General features: G+C 68.1%; 2 protein-coding genes. Both read left to right on the forward strand.

All coding sequences use genetic code 11. The annotated features are described in order from the left end of the window. Entirely contained in the window at positions 1-11,004 is an 11,004-nt protein-coding gene (locus ACK3BK_RS10475) for an amino acid adenylation domain-containing protein (protein ID WP_411384246.1), read from the forward strand. After that, complete coding sequence (locus ACK3BK_RS10480; protein ID WP_411384247.1) at positions 11,004-23,396, forward strand: non-ribosomal peptide synthase/polyketide synthase; 12,393 nt, start codon at positions 11,004-11,006, stop codon at positions 23,394-23,396. The genes ACK3BK_RS10475 and ACK3BK_RS10480 overlap by 1 nt, the downstream gene beginning before the upstream one ends. Positions 23,397-23,398 lie beyond the last annotated feature (2 nt).

A 23,398-nucleotide genomic window follows, 5' to 3' on the forward strand; every position in this document is an offset into this window, starting at 1 on the left:
ATGGCTGTAATGGATAACATCGCGCTGGTTCAGCGATTCATCAGGTTGCCGCTGTCACAGCGCAGGGCCTTCCTGGAAAAGCTGGCCGGCAAGGGCCTGACCCTGGGGCAGTTGCCGATCCCGGCGGCCCGTGAAGGCCTCGATGTTATCCCGCTGTCCTACGCCCAGCAGCGCCAGTGGTTCCTCTGGCAACTGGAGCCGCACAGCAGTGCCTACCACATCCCCAGTGCCCTGCGCCTGAAAGGCACGCTGGATGTGCCGGCACTGGCGCGCAGCTTCCAATGGTTGCTGGGGCGGCACGAGTCGTTGCGTACGCGCTTCGTCGAGACGGCCGAGGGCGTGCGCCAGGTGATCGAGCCTGTTGCGTCGGCCTTCGAGCTGCCGCTGCAGCACCTGCCGGCCGATGCCAGCACCGATACCGAGCAGGCTGTGCGCGACTTCGTCGAGGCCCGTACCCAGGCGCTGTTCGACCTGCAGCAGGGTCCGCTGCTGCGGGTCGACCTGCTGCGTCTGGCCGATGACGACCATGTGCTGGTGATGACCCAGCACCATATCGTCTCCGACGGCTGGTCGATGCAGGTGCTGGTCGAGGAACTGGTACACGCCTATGCGGCCTTCAGCAGTGGCGGTGAACCTGCGCTGGCGACGGCATCGATCCAGTACGCCGACTACGCGATCTGGCAGCAGGCCTGGATGGAAGCGGGGGAGAGCGAGCGCCAGCTGGGCTACTGGACCGCGCGTCTGGGCGGTGAGCAGCCGGTGCTGGAGTTGCCGCTCGATCACCCGCGCCCGCAGCAGCCCAGCCATCGCGGCGAACGCCTGGCGGTCGCACTGCCGGTCGAGTTGCAGCGAGCCCTGCGCAGCCTGGCCCAGTCGCAGGGGATGACGCCGTTCATGCTCCTGCTGGCCAGCTTCCAGTTGCTGTTGCACCGCTACAGCGGCCAGCGCGAGATCCGCGTCGGTGTGCCGGTGGCCAACCGTCAGCACCCCGACACCAAGGCGCTGATCGGCTTCTTCATCAACACCCAGGTGCTGGATGTCAGCATCGACCCGCAGAATTCCTTCCGTGAGCTGCTGCAGCAGGTGCGTGCGGCGGTGCTCGGCGCCCAGGCCCACCAGGCGCTGCCGTTCGAGCAACTGGTCGAAGCCCTGGCGCCGGAACGCAGTGCCGGGGTCAACCCACTGTTCCAGGTCATGCACAACCACCTCGGTGGCGATGGCGCCTCGGCACTGCGCCTGCCGGGCTTGCACATCGAGGGGCTGGACGTACGCACGGTCACCGCGCAGTTCGACCTGACCCTGGACACCGCCGAGGCGGGCGAGCAGCTGTCGGCAGCCTTCACCTACGCCACCGACCTGTTCGAGCGGGCCACTGTCGAGCGCATGGCGCGGCACTGGCTGCAACTGCTCGGGCAGATGGTTGCAGCGCCGGATACGTCCCTGGTGCAGGTGCCGTTGCTCGATGCACAGGAGCGCGCGGACATCATCGCCGAGTGGAATCCACGGCCGGCCAAGTATCCCGTGCAGCAGTGCATTCACCAGCGCATCGAGGAGCAGGCGCGCCTGCGCCCCGAGGCCATCGCGGTCACACTGGATGATCGCCAGCTCAGCTACGGCCAGCTCGAAGCCCAGGCCAACCACCTGGCTCACCGCCTGCTGGCGCAGGGTGTCGGCCCTGAGGTACGGGTCGGCCTGGTGGTCGAGCGCAGCCTGGAAATGATCGTGGCCATTCTCGCCACGCTCAAGGCTGGTGCTGCCTATGTGCCCATGGACCCCAGCGCGCCAGCCCAGCGCCTGGCCTACATGATGGCCGACAGCGGCATCGCCCTGCTGCTGGTGCAGCCGCACCTGGCGGCAGGTGTGCAGGGGGCCGAGGGCGTGCGCCAGCTGATGCTGGAGCCGCTGTCGCCACAGCCGCTTGCCGACCCCGGCGCGCCGCAACTGGCTTGCGACCCGCGCCAGCTCGCCTATGTCATCTACACCTCCGGTTCCACCGGCCAGCCCAAGGGCGTGCTACTGCCCCACGACAACGTCATGCGCCTGTTCGCTGCCACCGAGCGCTGGTTCGACTTCGCTGCCGACGATGTCTGGAGCCTGTTCCACTCCTACGCCTTCGACTTCTCGGTGTGGGAGATCTTCGGCGCCCTGATGCATGGCGGGCGCCTGGTGATCGTGCCGCACGAGACCTGCCGCAGCACCGAGGATTTCCATGCGCTGCTGCACCGCGAGGGCGTCACGGTACTGAACCAGACCCCTTCGGCGTTCAAGCAACTGATGCAGGTGGCCTGCACCCGTGACGCCGCCGAGCTGGGTGCCCTGCGCCAGGTGATCTTTGGTGGCGAGGCCCTGGAGGTGCAGGCGCTGCGCCCTTGGTACGAGCATTTCGCTGCGCAGGGGCCGCGCCTGGTGAACATGTACGGCATCACCGAAACCACCGTTCATGTCACCTACCGTCCGCTGAGCCCGAATGATCTCGAAGGGGCGGCCAGCAGCCCGATCGGCGAGCCGATCGACGACCTGTCCTGGTACCTGCTCGACGGCCAGCTGGAGCCGGTCGCGCCGGGATGCATCGGCGAACTGTATGTCGGCGGTGCCGGCCTTGCGCGCGGCTATCATCGCCGCAGCGACCTCAGCGCCCAGCGCTTCGTGCCCGACCTGTTCGGCAATGGTGGGCGCCTGTACCGCACCGGTGACCTGGCGCGCTATCGCAACGACGGGGTGATCGAATACGTCGGGCGTATCGACCAGCAGGTGAAGATCCGTGGTTTCCGTATCGAGCTGGGCGAGATCGAAGCCCGCTTGCTGCAACTGCCGGGCGTGCGCGAGGCGGTGGTGCTCGCTCGCGACGGCAGTGCCGGTACGCAGTTGGTGGCCTATGTGGTGGCGCAGCAGGGCAGCGGCGAGGCGTCGGCGCTGGTCGAGCGCCTGCGCAGCGGCCTCAAGGCCGACTTGCCGGAGTACATGCTGCCAGCGCATATCCTGTGCCTGGACAGCCTGCCGCTGACCCTCAACGGCAAGCTCGACCGCGCGGCGCTGCCGGCCCCGACCCTGCGCCAGGAGGATTACCAGGCGCCGCGCACAGCGCTGGAGCAGCAAGTGGCGCAAATCTGGCAGCAGGTGCTGGAGGTCGAGCGGGTCGGTCTGCAGGACGATTTCTTTGCCCTGGGCGGGCATTCGCTGCTGGCCACCCAGGTGGTGTCGCGCCTGCGTCACGGCCTGGGCCTGCAGGTGGCATTGCGCACCTTGTTCGAGCAGACCACCCTGCAGGCGTTCGTTGCCGGCCTCACGCCAAGCGCAGGCACCGCACAGCCTGCGCTGCTGCCGACAGTGCGTGGCGAGCTGGCGCCGCTGTCCTACGCCCAGGAACGCCAGTGGTTCCTCTGGCAACTCGACCCGAGCAGCAGCGCCTACAACATCCCCAGCGCCTTGCGCCTGCGCGGCGCGCTGAATGTGGCCGCTTTGCAGCGCAGCTTCGACAGCCTGCTGGCGCGTCACGAGTCGCTGCGTACCACGTTCGTCCAGGCGCCCGAGGGTGCTCAGCAGCGCATCCACGCCGCCGCACCGCTGGCGCTGCCGATCGAAACGGTCGCCGAGGCCGAATTGGCCGCACGGGTGCAGGCCGAGGTGGCGCAGGTGTTCGATCTGGAGCACGGGCCGCTGTTGCGTGTGCGCCTGCTGCGTGTGGCGCAGGACGACCATGTGCTGGTCGTCACCCAGCATCACAGCGTCTCCGATGGTTGGTCGATGCAGGTACTGGTCGAGGAGCTGGTGCAATGCTATGCGGCCTTCAGCCAGGGCGAAGCGCCCACGCTGCCGGTGCTGCCGCTGCAATACGCCGACTATGCGATCTGGCAGCGGCAGTGGATGCAGGCCGGCGAGCGCGAGCGTCAGCTCGGCTACTGGACCGAACGCCTTGCCGGCGAGCAGTTCCTGCAACTGCCCACCGATCACCCACGCCCGGCCGAACAGTCGTTCCGTGGCGCGCAGCTTGCGCTGGCGCTGCCGGACAACCTGGCCCTGGGCCTGCAACAGCGGGCGCGTGAGCTGCGGGTGACGCCGTTCATGCTGCTGCTGGCCACCTTCCAGGTGCTGCTGCACCGCTACAGCGGCCAGGGTGATATCCGCGTCGGCGTGCCGGTGGCCAACCGCAACCGCCTGGAGACCGAGCGCCTGATCGGCTTCTTCGTCAACACCCAGGTACTGCGCGCCGAGGTCGAGCCAGGCATGGCCTTCACCCACCTGCTCGAGCAGGTCCGCCACAGCGCCCTGGAAGCGCAGGCCCACCAGGACCTGCCGTTCGAGCAACTGGTCGAGGCCCTGCACCCTGAGCGCAGCCTGAGCCACAGCCCGCTGTTCCAGGTGATGTTCAACCACCAGGGCGAGCGCGCCGCCGAGGCGTCCATGGTGCAGGTGCCGGGCCTGCAGGTCGAGGCGCTGGCGTGGGACAGCCACACCGCGCAGTTCGACCTGACCCTCAATACCTTCGAGTCGGGTACGGCCTGGTCGGCGATCTGGACCTACGCCACCGACCTGTTCCTGCCAGCGACCATCGAGCGCCTATCGCGGCACTGGCTGAACCTGTTGCAGGCGATCGTCGCAGCGCCGGAGCAGCGCGTCGGCGAGCTGGCGATGCTCGAGGGCAGCGAGCGCGAGCGCATCGAGCGTCAGTGGAACGCTAACGGCCTGGACTTCGACCGCAGCCAGTGCATCCACCGCCTGATCGAAGCCCAGGTACGTCGCACACCGCAGGCGTTGGCGGCGATCTGGGGCGATGAGCAACTGGACTACGCTACCCTCAACGCCCGCGCCAACCGCCTGGCCCGCCACCTGGTGAGCCTGGGTGTCGGCCCCGAAGTGCGGGTCGGTGTGGCCTTGCCGCGCGGCATGTCGATGCTGGTGGCGCTGCTGGCAGTGCTCAAGGCCGGTGGCGCCTACGTGCCGCTGGACCCGGACTATCCGGCCGAGCGCGTCAGCTACATGCTCGACGACAGCGCTGCCCGTGTGCTGATCAGCGAACGCGCGGTGCTCGATGCACTGGCGGTGGACGGTGCCTTCGCAACCGTGCTGCTTGATGAGCTAACGCTGGACGGCGACGACAGTGACCTGCCAGCCCGTGCCGTGGCCGATAACCTGGCCTATGTGATCTATACCTCCGGCTCCACTGGCCGCCCGAAAGGCGTGGCCATCGCCCACCGCAACGTCGCCGCGCTGGTGGCCTGGTCGCAGCAGGTGTACAGCCAGGCCGATATCCAGGGCGTGCTGGCCAGCACCTCGATCTGCTTCGACCTGTCGGTGTGGGAGCTGTTCGTGACCCTGGCCGGTGGCGGTTTCATCGTGGGGGCGCGCAATGCCCTGGAACTGCCGGAGCTGGCAGCGCGGGATCGGGTGCGCCTGATCAACAGCGTGCCGTCGGCAGCCAGTGCGCTTCTGCGCGCCGGACAGATACCGGCGAGCGTGCGCATCGTCAATCTGGCGGGCGAGCCGCTGAAGCAGTCGGTGGTGGAGGCGCTCTACGCGCTGGAGCACATCCAGCACGTCTACGACCTCTACGGCCCTTCGGAAGACACCACCTATTCGACCTGGACCCGCCGCGAGGCGGGCGGCCAGGCCAACATCGGCCGCCCACTGCACAACACCGCCAGCTACCTGCTGGACGGCGAGCTGCAATCGGTGCCGGTCGGGGCGACGGCGGAGCTGTACCTGGCAGGCGAGGGCATCACCCGTGGCTACCTGCTGCGTCCGGGGCTGACCGCCGAGAAGTACCTGCCGGACCCATTCGCGGCGGACGGCTCGCGGCTGTACCGTACCGGCGACCTGGCGCGCTACCGCGAAGACGGCGTGCTGGAGTACGCCGGGCGTGTGGACCATCAGGTGAAAGTGCGTGGCCTGCGTATCGAGCTGGGTGAAATCGAAGCGCGCCTGCAGGCTCATGCCGACGTGCGCGAAGTGGCAGTGATCGCGCATCAGGGCGAGCTGAGCACCCAGCTGGTGGGTTATGTCGTCGCTCCCGCGCTGCACGACAATGCCGAGCCGCTCAAGGCCTGGCTCAAGCAGACCCTGCCGGACTACATGGTGCCGACCCACTGGCTGTTCCTCGAACGCCTGCCGCTGACCCCAAACGGCAAGCTCGACCGCAAGGCACTGCCAGCGCCGCAGGCCAGTGCTCCGGCACGCCAGGTGGCACCGCGCAGCGTGCTGGAAAAACGCCTGGTGGCGATCTGGGAGGAAGTCTTGAAGGTTTCGCCGATTGGTGTGACCGACAACTTCTTCGAGCTGGGCGGCGATTCGATCATCTCGATCCAGGTGGTCAGCCGGGCGCGCCAAGCGGGCATCCGCTTCACGCCCAAGGCGCTGTTCCAGCACCAGACCGTTCAAGGGCTGGCAACCGTGGCCCAGGAAGGCGAGGGCGCGCAACTGATCGAGCAGGGCCCGTTGACTGGCGAGATGCCGCTGCTGCCGATCCAGCAGGCGTTCTTCGATACCGACATCCCCGAGCGTCACCACTGGAACCAGTCGGTGCTGCTCAAGCCGGCCCAGCCGCTGCACGCGGGTTACCTGGAGCAGGCGCTGCAGGCGCTGGTCGCGCACCACGATGCGCTGCGCCTGAGCTTCACCGAAAGCGAGACTGGCTGGCAGGCACATTACCGTCCGCTTGACGAGCAGCCGACCGAGCTGCTGTGGCAGCGCACCCTGAACACTGCCGACGAACTGGAAGCCCTGGCCGAATCGGCCCAGCGCAGCCTGTCGCTGGGCGATGGCCCGCTGCTGCGCGCCGTGCTGGCCGACCTGCCAGACGGCAGCCAGCGCCTGCTGCTGGTGATCCATCACCTGGCGGTGGACGGCGTATCGTGGCGCATCCTGTTCGAAGACCTGCGACTGGCCTTCGAGCAACTGAGCAGCGGCAAGCCCCTGGCCCTGCCGGGCAAGACCAGCTCGCAACGCGACTGGGCCGGCGAACTGCAACGCGCCGCGCAAAGCCCGCGCTTGCAGCAGTCGCTGGACTTCTGGCGTACAACCCTCGAAGGCGCCCACGACAGCCTGCCGTGCCAGCGCCCGGAAGCCACCAATCGCAACTGTGACGGCGTGACGGTTCACAGCACACTGGATGCCGAGCAGACCCGGCAACTGCTGCAGCAGGCGCCCGCCGCCTACCGCACCCGTATCAACGACCTGTTGCTGACGGCCCTGGCCCGTGTGATCTGCCGCTGGACCGGCCACGACCATGCTCTGGTACAACTGGAAGGCCATGGCCGCGAAGACCTGTTCGAACACCTCGACCTGACCCGCAGCGTCGGCTGGTTCACCAGCGTGTTCCCGGTGCGCCTGACCCCGGCGGCAGGCCTGGGCGACTCGCTCAAGCAGATCAAGGAGCAACTGCGCGCGATTCCCGATAACGGCCTGGGCTTCGGTGTGCTGCGTCACCTGGGCGACGCCTCGGTGCGCGACACCCTGGGTGCGCTGCCGACCCCACGCATCACCTTCAACTACCTCGGTCAGCTCGATGCCAGCTTTGCCGACGAGTCGCCCGCCTGGCTGCCCGCCGGGGAAAACCGTGGCGCCGAACATTCACCCGAGGCGCCGCTGGACAACTGGCTCAACCTCAACGGCCAGGTGTTCGATGGCCGCCTGCAGATCAGCTGGACCTTCAGCCGCGAGCGCTTCGATGTCGCCACGCTGCAGCGCCTGGCCGAGGACTACCAGCGCGAGCTGGTGGCGTTGGTCGGCCATTGCTGCACGGCCGGTGTCGCCGGCGTGACACCGTCGGACTTCCCCCTGGCCGGGCTCGATCAGGCCCAGCTCGATGCCCTGCCGATGGCAGCGCAGGCGATCCAGGACCTCTACCCCCTGTCGCCGATGCAGCAGGGCATGCTGTTCCACAGCCTCTACGAGCAGGCCAGCGGCGACTACATCAACCAGATGCGTGTCGACATCGATGGCCTCGACCCGCAGCGTTTCCAGGCGGCCTGGCAGGCCACGGTGCAGGCCCACGACATCCTGCGCACCGCCTTCGTCTGGGAAGGCGATCTGGCCCAGCCGCTGCAGGTGGTTCGCCAGCAGGTCGAGGTGCCATTCAGCGTCCATGACCTGCGTGACCTGGACGCGCCAGCCCCGGCCCTGCAGGCCCTGGCCGATGCCCAGCGCCAGCAGGGCTTCGAACTGGCCAGTGCGCCGCTGTTGCGCCTGCTGCTGGTGGACCTTGGCCAAGGCCGTCACCACTTCATCTACACCTATCACCACATCCTGATGGATGGCTGGAGCCACGCGCAGGTGCTGTCCGAAGTGCTCCAGCACTACAACGGCCAGGCACAGGACGCGCCACGCGGACGCTACCGCGACTACATCGACTGGCTGGCTCGCCAGGATCAGCAGGGCAACCAGGACTTCTGGCGCGCGCAACTGGCCGAACTGGACGAGCCGACCCTGTTGGCCCAAGTGTTCCGTGGCGCCACGCCGGCCAGCGATGAGCAGGCCCACGCCCAGCACGACCAGGTGTTCGATGCCCAGCGCAGTGCGCGCCTGGCGGCGTTTGCCCGTGAGCAGAAAGTCACCCTCAATACCGTGCTGCAAGCGGCCTGGGCGCTGCTGTTGCAGCGCCACCAAGGGCAGCAGACCGTGTGCTTCGGTGCCACGGTGGCGGGGCGCCCGTCGGAGCTGGCGGGGGTCGAGCAGCAGGTTGGTCTGTTCATCAACACCTTGCCGGTGGCGCTCACACTGCACGCCCAAAACAGTGTCGCCAGCCTGCTGCAGGGCCTTCAGGCGCAGAACCTGAGTCTGCGCGAGCATGAATACACGCCGCTGTTCGACATCCAGCGCTGGGTCGGGCAGGGTGGTGAAGCCCTGTTCGACAGCCTGCTGGTGTTCGAGAACTACCCGGTGTCGGACGTGCTGCAGGCGCGTGCGCCGGATGGCCTGCGCTTCGGCGCCATCGACAACCTCGAACAGACCAACTACCCCTTGACCCTGCTGGTCAACGCTGGCGCGCAACTGAGCCTGCAATACAGCTTCGACCCGCAGTGCTTCACCCCGGCGCAGATCGCCGGGCTGGCGGCGCAACTGGCGCAGATCCTCGACGCCCTGGTCGAAGATGCCGAACGCCCGCTGGGCGAGGTCGACAGCCTGCCTGCGGCCCTGCGCCGCCAGGTGCTGCACGATTGGAGCGGGCAGGTCAGCCACGACCTGAGCTGGCTGCCGGTGCGCCGTCAGTTCGAGGCCCAGGCCCAGGCGCAGCCACAGGCCATCGCCGCCGTCCATGGCGCAGAATCGATCAGCTACGCCGAGCTCAACCTGCGCGCCAATCGTCTGGCTCATGGCCTGATTGCCCAAGGTGTGGGGCCGGATCGCCTGGTGGGGCTGTGCCTGGACCGTGGCCTGGAAATGCTGGTCGCACTGCTGGCCGTGCTCAAGGCCGGTGGCGCCTACGTGCCACTGGACCCGGACTTCCCCGAAGAGCGCCTGGACTACATGATCCAGGACAGCGGCATCGGCCTGCTGCTGACCCAGGCCCACCTGGCCGAGCGACGCAACCTGCCGCAGGGTGTTCGGCAGATGCTGCTGGGAGCGGAATCGGATGCGCTGGACGCACTGGCGACGCATGACCCGCAGGTGGCCGTAGCTGACGACCACCTGGCCTACGTCATCTACACCTCCGGTTCCACCGGGCGGCCCAAGGGCGTGATGGTCCCGCACCGGGGGCTTGGCAACTTCCTCGACAGCATGGCGGCAGCGCCAGGGCTGCAGGCCCACGACCGGGTGCTGTCGCTGACCACCTTCTCGTTCGATATCTTCGGTCTGGAAATCTTCCTGCCGTTGGTGCGCGGCGCACGTGTGGTGCTGGTGGATCGCCAGGCTGCACGCGATCCCGAGCAACTGCTGGAGGTGGTGCGCGAGCAGGCCGTGAACGTGGTGCAGGCCACGCCGTCGACCTGGCGCATGCTGCTCGACAACCCGCAGGCCGAGCTGCTGCGCGGTTGCCGCATGCTCTGTGGCGGTGAGGCGCTGGCGCCGGAACTGAGCCTGCGCATGCTCGCCCAGGGGGGCGAAGTGTGGAACCTGTATGGCCCCACCGAGACCACCATCTGGTCGGCACGCAGGCGCCTGGACGCCGCACAGCCGGCACCGCTGCTGGGCGAAGCCATCGGCAACACCACGCTGTTCGTCGTCGGTCCCGACCTGCAACCGGTGGCGCCGGGCGTGGCCGGTGAGCTGCTGATCGGCGGCGAAGGCCTGGCCCGCGGCTACCACGGCCGTGCGGCACTGAGTGCCGAGCGCTTCGTACCGCATCCGTTCGCCGACGACGGCTCGCGGCTGTACCGCACGGGTGACCTGGTGCGCCACCTGGCCGATGGCACCCTGGAGTACCTCGCACGCCTGGATCATCAGGTGAAGATCCGCGGCTTCCGCATCGAGCTGGGCGAGATCCAGGCCCTGATGCAGGACCATCCGCAGGTCCGCGAGGCCGTGGTGATTGCCCGCGACAGCGCGGGCGGCGCACAACTGGTGGGCTATGTGGTGCCGCTGGAGGCCGCCGAGGCGGGCAGCGACGGTCTGCGCGAGGCGCTGCGCCAGAGCCTGGCCGAGCGGCTGCCGGCCTACATGGTGCCGGCGCATATCCAGGTGCTTGAACGCATGCCGTTGACCCCCAACGGCAAGCTCGACCGCAAGGCCCTGCCCGCCGTCGACGCCAGCGCTGCACGCCAGGCCTACCAGGCGCCACGGACCGACCTGGAGCGCCAGGTCGCCGAGGTCTGGCAGCAGGTGCTGCAACTGGAGCAGGTCGGTGTGCACGACCACTTCTTCGAGTTGGGCGGGCATTCGCTGCTGGCCGTCAGCGTGGTCTCGCGCCTGCAACTGGCGCTGGGCCTGAAGCTGTCGCCGCAGTTGGTGTTCCAGGCCCCGGTGCTGGAGCAGTTCGCCGAGGCGCTGGGCCAGGCAGGTGGGCAGGTGGTGGATGAATCGAAATTGAGCAAGCTCGAATGGCTGCTTGACGAAATGGAGGAAGTTTGATGGAAACCCAAGCAGCCCTGAGAATTGCGCAGCGCTTCATTACCCTGCCGCTTGAAAAGCGCCGCCTGTACCTGGAGAAGATGCTGGCGGAGGGGGTGTCCCCGGCCAACCTGCCGATCCCGCAGGTGCAGTCGGCTTTCGAGACGCTGCCGGTGTCCTACGCCCAGGAGCGTCAATGGTTCCTCTGGCAGATGGACCCTGGCAGCACCGCCTATAACCTGGCGACCGTGCTGCGTCTGCGCGGCCACCTGGACATCGACGCCCTGCAGCGCAGCCTCGACTGGCTCGAGCAGCGCCATGAAAGCCTGCGCACCCGCTTTGCCGAGCAGGACGGGCGCCTCAGCCAGCGTATCCTGCCGCCCGCGGGGCTACCCCTGGCGCACGAGCAACTGGTTGCCGGCACCCCGGGCGATGCGGCGCTGGATGCCTGCATCAAGGCCCGGGTCGAAGCTCTGACCCAGCAGGTGTTCGACCTGTTCGACGGCGCGCTGGTGCGTGCCAGCCTGCTGAAGGTGGGTGAGCACGACCATGTGCTGGCCATCGTCCAGCACCACATCATCGCCGACGGCGCCTCGATCCAGATCATGATCGGCGAACTGGTGCGTGCCTACGGCGCATTCAGCCAGGGGCAGGCACCTGTGGCAGCGGCGCTGCCGATCCAGTACGCCGACTATGCGATCTGGCAGCGGCACTGGATGGAAGCCGGCGAGCGCGAGCGCCAGTTGCACTACTGGCGTGAGCAACTGGGCGGCGAGCAGCCGCTGCTGGCGCTGCCGGGCGACCGTCCGCGCCCGGCGGTGCAGAGCCTGCGTGGCGAGCGCCTGGAGGTGAGCCTCGATGCCGACCTCAGCCGTCAATTACGCAGCCTGGCCCAGGGGCAGGGCGCGACCCTGTTCATGCTGTTGCTGGCAAGCTTCCAACTGTTCCTGCACCGCTACAGCGGCCAGCACGATATCCGTGTCGGGGTGCCGGTGGCCAACCGCAACCGCCCGGAAACCGAGGGGTTGCTCGGCTTCTTCGTCAACACCCAGGTGCTGCGCGCCGAGATCGACGGGCAGCAACCGTTCCGCGCCTTCCTCGAGCAGGTCAAGCACACCGCGTTGCGCGCCCAGGAGCATCAGGATCTGCCGTTCGAGCAACTGGTCGAAGCCCTGCAACCGCAACGCAGCCTCAGCCATGCGCCGCTGTTCCAGGTCATGTTCAACCACCAACGCAGTGCCCCGGCGCGCGGCCAGGCCCAGGCCGCGCCGGGCAGTGACCTGCGCGTGGAAGGGGTGGCCTGGGACAACCCCACCGCGCAGTTCGACCTGACCCTGGAAACCCATGAGTCCGACGACGCGCTGATCGCCGCCTTCACCTACGCCACCGACCTGTTCGAGCGCGGCACCGTGCAGCGCCTGGTCGCTCACTGGCAAACGCTGCTCGCGGCCATCGTCGCCGAGCCTGACCAGCGTTGCGCCGAGCTGGCGCTGATGAGCACCGCCGAAACCGAGCAGGTGCGCCTGCGTGCCCAGGGGCCGCAGGTGGTGCATGCCGATGCCCGCCCGGTGCACCTGCAAGTGCAGGCCCAGGCCGAGCGCACGCCCCAGGCCGTGGCAGTGGTCTGCGCCGGGCAGCAGTACAGTTATGCCGAGCTCGACGCGCGGGCCAATCGCCTGGCCCGTGAACTGATCGCCCGTGGCGTCGGCCCCGAGGTGCGCGTGGGCATCGCTGCCGAGCGCAGCCTGGAACTGGTGGTGGGGCTGCTGGCCGTGCTCAAGGCCGGTGCGGCCTATGTGCCGTTCGACCCGGCCTATCCTGCCGAGCGTCTGGCCTACATGTTCGACGACAGCGGCATCGGCCTGCTGCTCGCCCAGCCGGCCCTGCTGGCGCAACTGCCGTTGCCGCAGGGGCTGGACGTGCTGGCGCTCGAGTCGGCGACCGCTGTGGAGGACGCCGATTTCATCGCCCCGCAGGTCGCGGTGGACGGTGAGCACCTGGCCTACCTGATCTACACCTCCGGCTCCACCGGCCAGCCCAAGGGCGTGGCGGTGCGGCATGCCGGCCTTGGCAACCACATGGCGTGGATGCGCGAGTGCTTGCCGCTGACGGCCGAGGACCGCGTACTGCAGAAGACCGCGATCAGCTTCGATGCGTCGGTGTGGGAGTTCTGGTTGCCGCTGATCTGCGGCGCGCGCCTGGTACTGGCGGCGCCGGGGCAGGATGAGTCGCTGGCGCAACTGTGGGAGCAGGTTCAGGCGCACGGCATCACCGTGCTGCAATCGGCGCCGTCGCTGTTGCAGGCGATGCTGCCCCAGGCACGTCCCGAGCAACTGGCCAGCCTGCGCACCGTGCTGTGCGGCGGCGAGGCCCTGAGTGCGCAGTTGTGTGCACAGCTGCGCGAGCGCTGGCAAGGGCGCCTGGTCAACCTCTATGGCCCGACCGAGGCGACCATCGACAGCACCGCGTGCGAAGTCCCGGCCGTGCTGGCAGGGGCGGTAGTGCCGCTGGGCACGCCGATCGACAATGCCAGCGCCTATGTGCTGGGCGAGGCGTTGCAGGTGTGTCCGGCGGGTGCTGCCGGCGAGCTGTGCATCGGTGGCGAAGGCCTGGCACGCGGTTACCACCAGCGCCCGGCGCTGACCGCCGAGCGTTTCGTGCCCGATCCGTTCTCCAGCCGACCCGGCGCGCGCCTGTACCGCAGTGGCGACCTGGTGCGCCAGGCTGACGACGGGGTGATCGACTACCTCGGGCGCATCGACCATCAGGTGAAGATTCGCGGCCTGCGCATCGAGCTCGGCGAGATCGAGGCGCGCCTGGTCGCGCTGCCGGGTGTCCGCCAGGCGCTGGTGCTGGCGCGTGAGCAGCAGTTGCTGGCCTACGTGGTGCCCGAGCCGGGCCAGGACGAGCAGCTGGCTGGCGCCCTGCGCGAGGCGCTGCAAGGGCAGCTGCCTGCCTACATGGTGCCCAACCACCTGTTGCTGCTGGACGCATTCCCGCTGACCAGCAACGGCAAGCTCGACCGCAAGGCGCTGCCGTTGCCTGAAGCCAACGCGGGCAGCGAGCAGGTCGCACCGGCCAACGACCTGGAGCTGCGCCTGCACGCGCTGTGGCAGGACGTGCTCAAGTGCCCGGCGTTGGGCGTGACCGACAACTTCTTCGAACTGGGCGGCGACTCGATTGTTTCCATCCAGCTGGTCAGCCGTGCCCGCCAGGCGGGTATTCGTTTCACCCCCAAACAACTGTTCCAGCACCAGACCATCCGCGCCCTGGCCCAGGTCGCCGAGCTGGGCGGGCAGGGGCTGGTCATCGACCAGGGCCCGGTTCACGGCAGCCTGCCGCTGCTGCCGGCTCAACAGGCGTTTTTCGCCGCGTTGCCTGAAGAACCTGCGCGCTGGAACCAGTCGGTCTGGCTCAAGCCCGCGCGCGCCCTGCAGGTCGAGACGCTGGCCGCAGCCCTGGACCAACTGGTGAACCACCACGATGCCCTGCGGCTGTCGTTCGGCGCCCAGGGCGCACACTTCCGAACCCCAGAGGCGATGCAGGCGCTCTACCAGCAGTCGGCGTTGCTGTGGCAGGCCGAAGTCGAGGACGACGCTGCGCTGGAGGCCCTGGCCGACCGCGCGCAGGGCAGCCTGGCGCTGGAAGACGGTTCGCTGCTGCGCGCGGTACTGGCGCAGCTCGCCGATGGCAGCCAGCGCCTGCTGCTGGTCATCCATCACCTGGTGGTCGACGGTATTTCCTGGCGCATCCTGTTCGATGACCTGCAACAGGCGCTGACGCAACTGGACGCCGGCCAGCCGTGCGTCCTGCCGGCCAAGACCAGCTCGCTCAAGGCCTGGGCCGAGCGCCTGGCGGCTGCGACCGAGGGCGAGATGCGCGGGCAGATAGCCTATTGGCAGACGGCACTGGCCGGCGCACCGCGCGACCTGCCGGTGAACGACCCGCAAGGCTCGCTGGCCAACGCCCTGGCCCACACCGTGCACACCCGGCTGGATGCCGAGACCACCCGGCGCCTGCTGCAAGAGGCACCGGCGGCCTATCGCACCCAGGTCAACGACCTGCTGCTGACCGCCCTGGCACGGGTCGTGGCGCCCTGGTGCGGTAGCGACAGTGCCTTGGTCCAGCTTGAAGGCCATGGCCGCGAGGAGCTGTTCGACGACATCGACCTGACCCGTACCGTTGGCTGGTTCACCAGCCTGTTCCCGGTGCGTCTGGACCACTGTGCCGACCTGGGCAGCGCGATCAAGCGCGTCAAGGAGCAACTGCGCGCGGTGCCCGACAAGGGCCTGGGCTTCGGCGTGCTGCGCTACCTTGGCAGCGCCGATGATCGTGCGGCGCTGCAGGCGCTGGCGCAGCCGCGTATCACCTTCAACTACCTTGGCCAGTTCGACGCCAGCTTCGACCCGCAACAGGCATTGCTGCGCCCCAGTGGCGAGGCCCGTGGCCGCGAGCAGGGCGACACTGCACAACTGGGCAACTGGCTGACCCTCAACGGCCAGGTGTATGACGGCCAGTTGAGCCTGAGCTGGACCTTCAGCCCGCAGATGCTCGAAGTCGCCACTGTGCAAGGCCTGGCCGATGCCTACCGCGAGGCACTCAGCGCCCTGGTCGAGCACTGCACCGAGGCTGGCCACGCCGGGCTGACCCCGTCCGATGTGCCGTTGGCCGAGCTGGACCAGGCCGGCCTGGATGCTCTGCAACTGGACGCCAGCACGGTCGAGGACATCTACCCGCTGTCGCCGATGCAGCACGGCATGTTGTTCCACTCGCTCTACGACCAGGCGGGCGGTGACTACATCAACCAGATGCGCGCCGATGTGCAGGGCCTGGATGTGGCGCGCTTCCAGGCCGCTTGGCAGGCCACCGTCGAGGCCCACGCGATCCTGCGTACGGGGCTGCGCTGGCAGGGCGAGCTGACCCGGCCGCTGCAGGTGGTGCAGCGCCAGGTGCAGGTGCCGTTCAGCGAGGTGCGCTGGGACGGCCAGGTGCCGGACAACGCACGGCTCGATGCCTTGGCACGCGAAGCCCGTGAGCAAGGGTTCGACCTGGAGCAGGCGCCGTTGCTGCGCCTGTTGCTGGTGGGCAACGGTGCCAACAGCCATCACCTGATCTTCACCAGCCATCACCTCCTGATGGACGGCTGGAGCACCGCCCAACTGCTGGGCGAGGTGCTGCAGCGCTATGCCGGGCAGGCCATCGCAGCGCCGTCCGGGCATTACCGCGACTACATCGGCTGGCTGCAGCGCCAGCCGGCGCAGGCCCGCGAGGCGTTCTGGCGCCAGCAATTGAGCGGCCTGCAGGCCCCGACCTGGCTGTCGCGTGCCTTGCCGGCGCCGCAGCCTGGCGGGCAGGGCGGATATGCCGATCATCATGCCGGCCTCGATGCCCAGGCCATGGAGCGCCTCGGCGCGCTGGCACGCCAGCACAAAGTGACGGTCAACACCCTGGTGCAGGCCGCCTGGCTGTTGCTGTTGCAACGCTACACCGGGCAGCGCAGCGTGTGCTTCGGCGCCACCGTGGCGGGGCGCCCGGCGGAGCTCAAGGGCATCGAGCAGCAGATCGGCCTGTTCATCAACACCCTGCCGGTGATCGCCGCACCCGATCCACAGGGGTCGCTGGCGCAGTGGTTGCAGACGGTCCAGGGCGTCAACCTGGCTCTGCGCGAGCACGAGCACACACCGTTGTTCGAAATCCAGCGGTGGGCCGAGCAGGGTAGCCAGGGCCTGTTCGACACCTTGCTGGTGTTCGAGAACTACCCAATCGCCGAGGCCCTGGAGCAGGGCGGCGATCAGAGCCTGCGCTTCAGCGCGGTGCGTGCCCACGAGCAAAGCAACTACCCGCTGACCCTGGCGGTGGCCGCCGGGCGTGAGCTGACCCTGCACTTCAACTACGACCGCACGCAATTGCGCGACAGCGCCGTCGAAGGCGTGGCGCGTCACTTGCTGCATCTGCTGGAGCAGTTCTGTGCCGACGCCCAGGCGCCGCTGCACCGTCTGGCCCTGCTGGAAGGCCGCGAGCGTACCCGCATCGAACGCCAGTGGAACGCCAATGGCCTGGCCTTCGATCGCAGCCAGTGCATCCACCGCCTGATCGAAGCCCAGGTACGTCGCACACCGCAGGCGTTGGCGGCGATCTGGGGCGATGAGCAACTGGACTACGCCACCCTCAACGCCCGCGCCAACCGCCTCGCCCGCCACCTGGTGAGCCTGGGTGTCTGCCCTGAAGTGCGGGTCGGTGTGGCCTTGCCGCGCGGCATGTCGATGCTGGTGGCGCTGCTGGCAGTGCTCAAGGCCGGTGGCGCCTACGTGCCGCTGGACCCGGACTATCCGGCCGAGCGCGTCAGCTACATGCTCGACGACAGCGCTGCCCGCGTGCTGATCAGCGAACGCGCGGTGCTTGATGCACTGGCGGTAGACGGCGTGTTTGCGAGCGTACTGCTCGATGAGCTGACGCTGGACATTGATGACAGTGACCTGCCAGCCCGTGCCGAGGCCGATAACCTGGCCTATGTGATCTATACCTCCGGCTCCACTGGCCGCCCGAAAGGTGTGGCCATCGCCCACCGCAACGTCGCCGCGCTGGTGGCCTGGTCGCAGCAGGTGTACAGCCAGGCCGATATCCAGGGCGTGCTGGCCAGCACCTCGATCTGCTTCGACCTGTCGGTGTGGGAGCTGTTCGTGACCCTGGCCGGTGGCGGTTTCATCGTGGGGGCGCGCAATGCCCTGGAACTGCCGGAGCTGGCAGCGCGGGATCGGGTGCGCCTGATCAACAGCGTGCCGTCGGCAGCCAGTGCGCTGCTGCGCGCCGGACAGATACCGGCGAGCGTGCGCATCGTCAATCTGGCGGGCGAGCCGCTGAAGCAGTCGGTGGTGGAGGCGCTCTACGCGCTGGAGCACATCCAGCACGTCTACGACCTCTACGGCCCTTCGGAAGACACCACCTATTCGACCTGGACCCGCCGCGAGGCGGGCGGCCAGGCCAACATCGGCCGCCCATTGCACAACACCGCCAGCTACCTGCTGGACGGCGAGCTGCAATCGGTGCCGGTCGGGGCGACGGCGGAGCTGTACCTGGCAGGCGAGGGCATCACCCGTGGCTACCTGCTGCGTCCGGGGTTGACCGCCGAGAAATACCTGCCGGACCCATTCGCGGCGGATGGCTCGCGGCTGTACCGCACCGGCGACCTGGCGCGCTACCGCGAAGACGGCGTGCTGGAGTACGCCGGGCGTGTGGACCATCAGGTGAAGGTGCGTGGTCTGCGTATCGAGCTGGGTGAAATCGAAGCGCGTTTGCAGGCCCAAGGCCTGTTGCGCGAATCGGCGGTGCTGGCTGTCGAGCTCAATGGCGTTCAGCAACTGGTCGCCTACGTGGTGGCCCAGGACCATGGCGCGGACGAAAGCGAGTTGCGCAGTGTGTTGAAAGCCAACCTGCAACAGACCCTGCCGGACTACATGGTGCCGACCCACTGGCTGTTCCTCGAGCGCCTGCCGCTGACCCCAAACGGCAAGCTCGACCGCAAGGCACTGCCGGTGCCGCAGGCAACTGCCCCGACGCGCAAGGTGGCACCGCGCAGCGTGCTGGAAAAACGCCTGGTGGCGATCTGGGAGGAAGTGCTCAAGGTTTCGCCAATTGGCGTGACCGACAACTTCTTCGAGCTGGGCGGCGATTCGATCATCTCGATCCAGGTGGTCAGCCGTGCGCGCCAAGCGGGCATCCGCTTCACGCCCAAGGCGCTGTTCCAGCACCAGACCGTTCAAGGGCTGGCGACCGTGGCCCAGGAAGGCGAGGGCGCGCAACTGATCGAACAGAGCCCGCTCAGTGGCGAGATGCCGCTGCTGCCGATCCAGCAGGCGTTCTTCGACACCGACATCCCCGAGCGTCACCACTGGAACCAGTCGGTGCTGCTCAAGCCTGCCCAGCCGCTGCACGCGGGTTACCTGGAGCAGGCGTTGCAGGCGCTGGTCGCGCACCACGATGCGCTGCGCCTGAGCTTCACCGAAAGCGAGACTGGCTGGCAGGCACATTACCGTCCGCTTGACGAGCAGCCAACCGAGCTGCTGTGGCAGCGCACCCTGAACACTGCCGACGAACTGGAAGCCCTGGCCGAATCGGCCCAGCGCAGCCTGTCGCTGGGCGATGGCCCGCTGTTGCGCGCCGTGCTGGCCGATCTGCCGGATGGCAGCCAGCGCCTGTTGCTGGTGATCCATCACTTGGCGGTGGACGGCGTATCGTGGCGCATCCTGTTCGAAGACCTGCAACTGGCCTTCGAGCAACTGAGCGGCGGCAATCCCCTGGCCCTGCCGGGCAAGACCAGCTCGCAGCGCGACTGGGTCGAGCAACTGCGCCAGCACGCCAGCACGAATGCACTGGAACAACTGGAGTACTGGCAGGCCCAGAGCCGCGAACTGAGCGCCGAATTGCCCTGGGACCGAGCCGAAGGTGGCCAGCGCAATCGCGACGGCAGCACGCTCTATTCGCGACTGGACAAGCAGCAGACCCGCCGCTTGCTGCAGGATGCCCCGGCAGCCTATCGCACCCAGGTCAATGACCTGCTGCTGACCGCCCTGGCCCAGGTCGTCTGCGCCTGGACCGGCCAGGCCCATGCGCTGGTGCAGTTGGAAGGCCATGGCCGCGAAGACCTGTTCGAGCACCTCGACCTGACCCGCAGCGTCGGCTGGTTCACCAGTGTGTTCCCACTGCGCCTGACCCCGGCGGCAGGCCTGGGCGACTCGCTCAAGCAGATCAAGGAGCAATTGCGCGCGGTCCCCGACAAGGGCCTGGGCTTCGGCGTGCTGTCGCAGCTCGCCGCGCCGCAGGTGCGCGAGCGATTGGCCGGCCTGCCGACCCCGTCGATCACCTTCAACTACCTGGGCCAGTTCGATGCCAGTTTCGCCAGCGGCGAGGCGGCGTTCTGGCTGCCCTGTGACGAGGCCCGTGGTGCCGAGCAACACCCCGACGCGCCCCTGGCCAACGCGCTGAGCGTCAACGGCCAGGTGTTCGATGGCGAATTGAGCCTGGGCTGGACCTTCAGCGATGCGCGCTTCGACAGCCACACCATCCAGGCCCTGGCCGATGCCTATACCCAGGCGTTGCTGGCCTTGATCGAGCACTGCTGCCAACCCCAGTCAGGCGGTCTGACCCCTTCGGACGTGCCACTGGCCCGCTTGTCCCAGGCCCAGCTGGACGCCTTGCCACTGGCGGCCGCCAGTGTCCAGGACCTCTATCCGTTGTCGCCGATGCAACAGGGCATGCTGTTCCACAGCCTCTACGAGCAGGCCAGCGGTGACTACGTCAACCAGATGCGTGTGGACATCGACGGGCTGGACCCGCTGCGCTTCCGCGATGCCTGGCAGGCTACGCTGCTCAACCATGACATCCTGCGTACCGGTTTCCTCTGGCAAGGTGGGCTGAGCCAGCCGCTGCAGGTGGTGGCACGCCAGGTCGAAGTACCGTTCGCGCTGCACGACTGGCAGGGCCGCGCCGACCAGGCTGGCGCACTGGACGCACTGGCATTGGCCGAGCGTGCCCAGGGCTTCGACCTGGAGCAGGCGCCGCTGCTGCGCGTACAACTGATCGCCACGGCGCCGGGCCGTCATCACCTGCTGCTGACCCACCATCACATCCTGATGGATGGCTGGAGCCATTCGCAGCTGCTCGGCGAAGTCCTGGCGCGCTACGCCGGTGAGACGGTGGCCGCGCCTGTCGGACGCTACCGCGACTACATCGCCTGGCTGCAGGTGCAGGACGCCGAGGCCTGCGAGGCGTTCTGGCGCCAGCAACTGGCGGAGCTCGACGAGCCGACCCACCTGGCCCGTGCCATCCGCCAGGAGCCCCGAGCGGGCGGCGCCGCCCATGGCGACTACCGCATCGCCGTGGACGAGGCCGTCACTGCGCGCCTGGCGAACTTTGCCCGTGAGCAGAAAGTCACCCTCAACACCCTGGTACAGGCGGCCTGGCTGTTGCTGTTGCAGCGCTACACCGGCCAGGCGAGCGTGTGCTTCGGCGCGACGGTAGCCGGGCGCCCGGCGGAGTTGCCGGGCATGGAGCAGCAGATGGGGCTGTTCATCAACACCTTGCCAGTGGTCGCCACGCCGACCCCGCAACAGACCGTGGCCGACTGGCTGCAGACCGTACAGGCGCGCAACCTGGCGCTGCGCGAGTTCGAGCATGCGCCGTTGTACGAGATCCAGCGCCTGGCAGGGCAGGGCGGTGGCGCCCTGTTCGACACGCTGCTGGTGTTCGAGAATTTCCCGGTCTCTGAAGTGCTGGAGCAGGCCGCGCCCGAGGCGCTGCGCTTCGACGCGGTGAGCAACCACGAGCAGACCAGCTACCCGCTGACCCTGGCGGTCAACCAGGGGACGAGCCTGCTGCTGCACTACAGCTACGACGGCGACAGCTTCGAGGCGGCGACCATCGAGCGCCTGGCCGCGCACCTGGGCCTGCTGCTGGAAGGCCTGGCCGTGTCGGCCACACGGGCCTTGGGCGAGGTGTCGATGCTCGACGCCCATGAGCGTGCCTTGCCGTTGGAGGTGTGGAACGCCACGGCGGTCGAGTACCCGCTGGAGCACAGCGTCCAGGCGCTGATCCAGCGTCAGGTCGAGGCCACGCCGGACGCTACGGCGCTGGTGTTTGGCGAGCGTCAGCTCAGCTACCGTCACCTCGATGCCCTGGCCAACCAGTGGGCGCACCGCCTGCAGGCGGCGGGGGTGGGCCCGGATGTGCTGGTGGGGGTGGCGGCCGAGCGCAGCGTGGAAATGGTCGTGGCGCTGCTGGCGGTGATCAAGGCCGGTGGCGCCTATGTGCCGCTGGACCCGGAATACCCGCGCGAGCGCCTGGCCTACATGATCGAGGACAGCGGCATCGAACTGCTGCTGACCCAGTCGCACCTGCGCGAGCAGTTGCCGTTGCCGCAGGGCCTGGAGTGCCTGCTGCTCGACCAGCCACTGAGCGGCTATGCCGAGCAGGCGCCGATCATCGAGGTCACTGGCGAGAACCTGGCCTACGTGATCTACACCTCCGGATCCACCGGCAAGCCCAAGGGCGCGGGCAACCGCCACCGGGCGCTGACCAACCGCTTGTGCTGGATGCAGCAGGCTTATGGCCTGACTACCGGGGACCGGGTGCTGCAGAAGACCCCGTTCAGCTTCGACGTGTCGGTGTGGGAGTTCTTCTGGCCGCTGATGACCGGCGCTTGCCTCGTTGTTGCTGCACCGGGGCTGCACCGCGACCCGGCGCAACTGATCGAACTGATTCGCCGCGAGCGCATCACCACGCTGCACTTCGTGCCGTCGATGCTGCAGGCCTTCGTGGCTGATCCTGCGGTGGCGGGCTGCGACAGCCTGACCCGTATCGTCTGCAGCGGCGAGGCGCTGCCGGTGGATGCCCAGCGCCAAGTGTTCGACAAGCTGCCGAACGCCGGGCTGTACAACCTGTATGGCCCGACCGAAGCGGCCATCGACGTGACCCACTGGACCTGCCGCGAAGAAGGCCGCGACAGCGTGCCGATCGGCGAGCCGATCGCCAACCTGCAGACCTACGTGCTGGACGCTGGCCTCGGCCCGGTGGCGGTGGGCGTGGTGGGCGAGCTGTACCTGGGCGGCACCGGCCTGGCGCGCGGTTATCACCGCCGTCCTGGGCTGACCGCCGAACGCTTCGTCGCCAGCCCCTTCGGTGACGGCGAGCGGCTGTACCGCACTGGTGACCTGGCGCGCTACCGTGCCGACGGCGTGATCGAGTACATGGGGCGTATCGACCATCAGGTGAAGATCCGTGGTCTGCGCATCGAGCTGGGCGAGATCGAAGCACGGCTGATGGAGCAGGACGAAGTGCGCGAGGCCGTGGTGCTGGCGGTGCCGGGTGCTGGCGGCCTGCAACTGGCGGGCTACCTGGTGCCAAGCACGCCAGTGGCGGACGACGCAGCGGCCGAGGCCTTGCGCGTTACCTTGCGCGAGCGCCTGGGTGCGGTGCTGCCGGACTACATGGTGCCGGTGCACCTGCTGCTGCTCGAGCAGTTGCCTCTGAGCCCCAACGGCAAGCTCGAACGACGTGCGCTGCCGTCTCCGGAGCTGGCCCAGGCCCGCTACGTGGCACCGCGCAGCGAGCGGGAGCAGCAACTGGCGCAGATCTGGAAGGACGTGCTGCAGGTGCCGCAGGTGGGCCTGGAGGATGACTTCTTCGCCCTGGGCGGACATTCGCTGCTGGCGACCCAGGTGATCGTGCGGATTCGCGAGCACGTGGGCATCGAGGTCCCGCTCAAGACTCTCTTCAACGCGCGGCACCTGGGCGAGTTCAGCGCGTCGGTGGAGGCGCTGGATGCGAGCAACGATCCTTTGATGGATGAACTGGCTAAATCCTTGGAGGCCCTGGAACGTTTAACAGGAGATGAGCTTGAGAAGCTAATTTCTGAGTGAAG

The sequence above is a fragment of the Pseudomonas sp. L7 genome (genome assembly GCF_046605565.1).
Classification (GTDB): Bacteria; Pseudomonadota; Gammaproteobacteria; order Pseudomonadales; family Pseudomonadaceae; genus Aquipseudomonas; species Aquipseudomonas wayambapalatensis.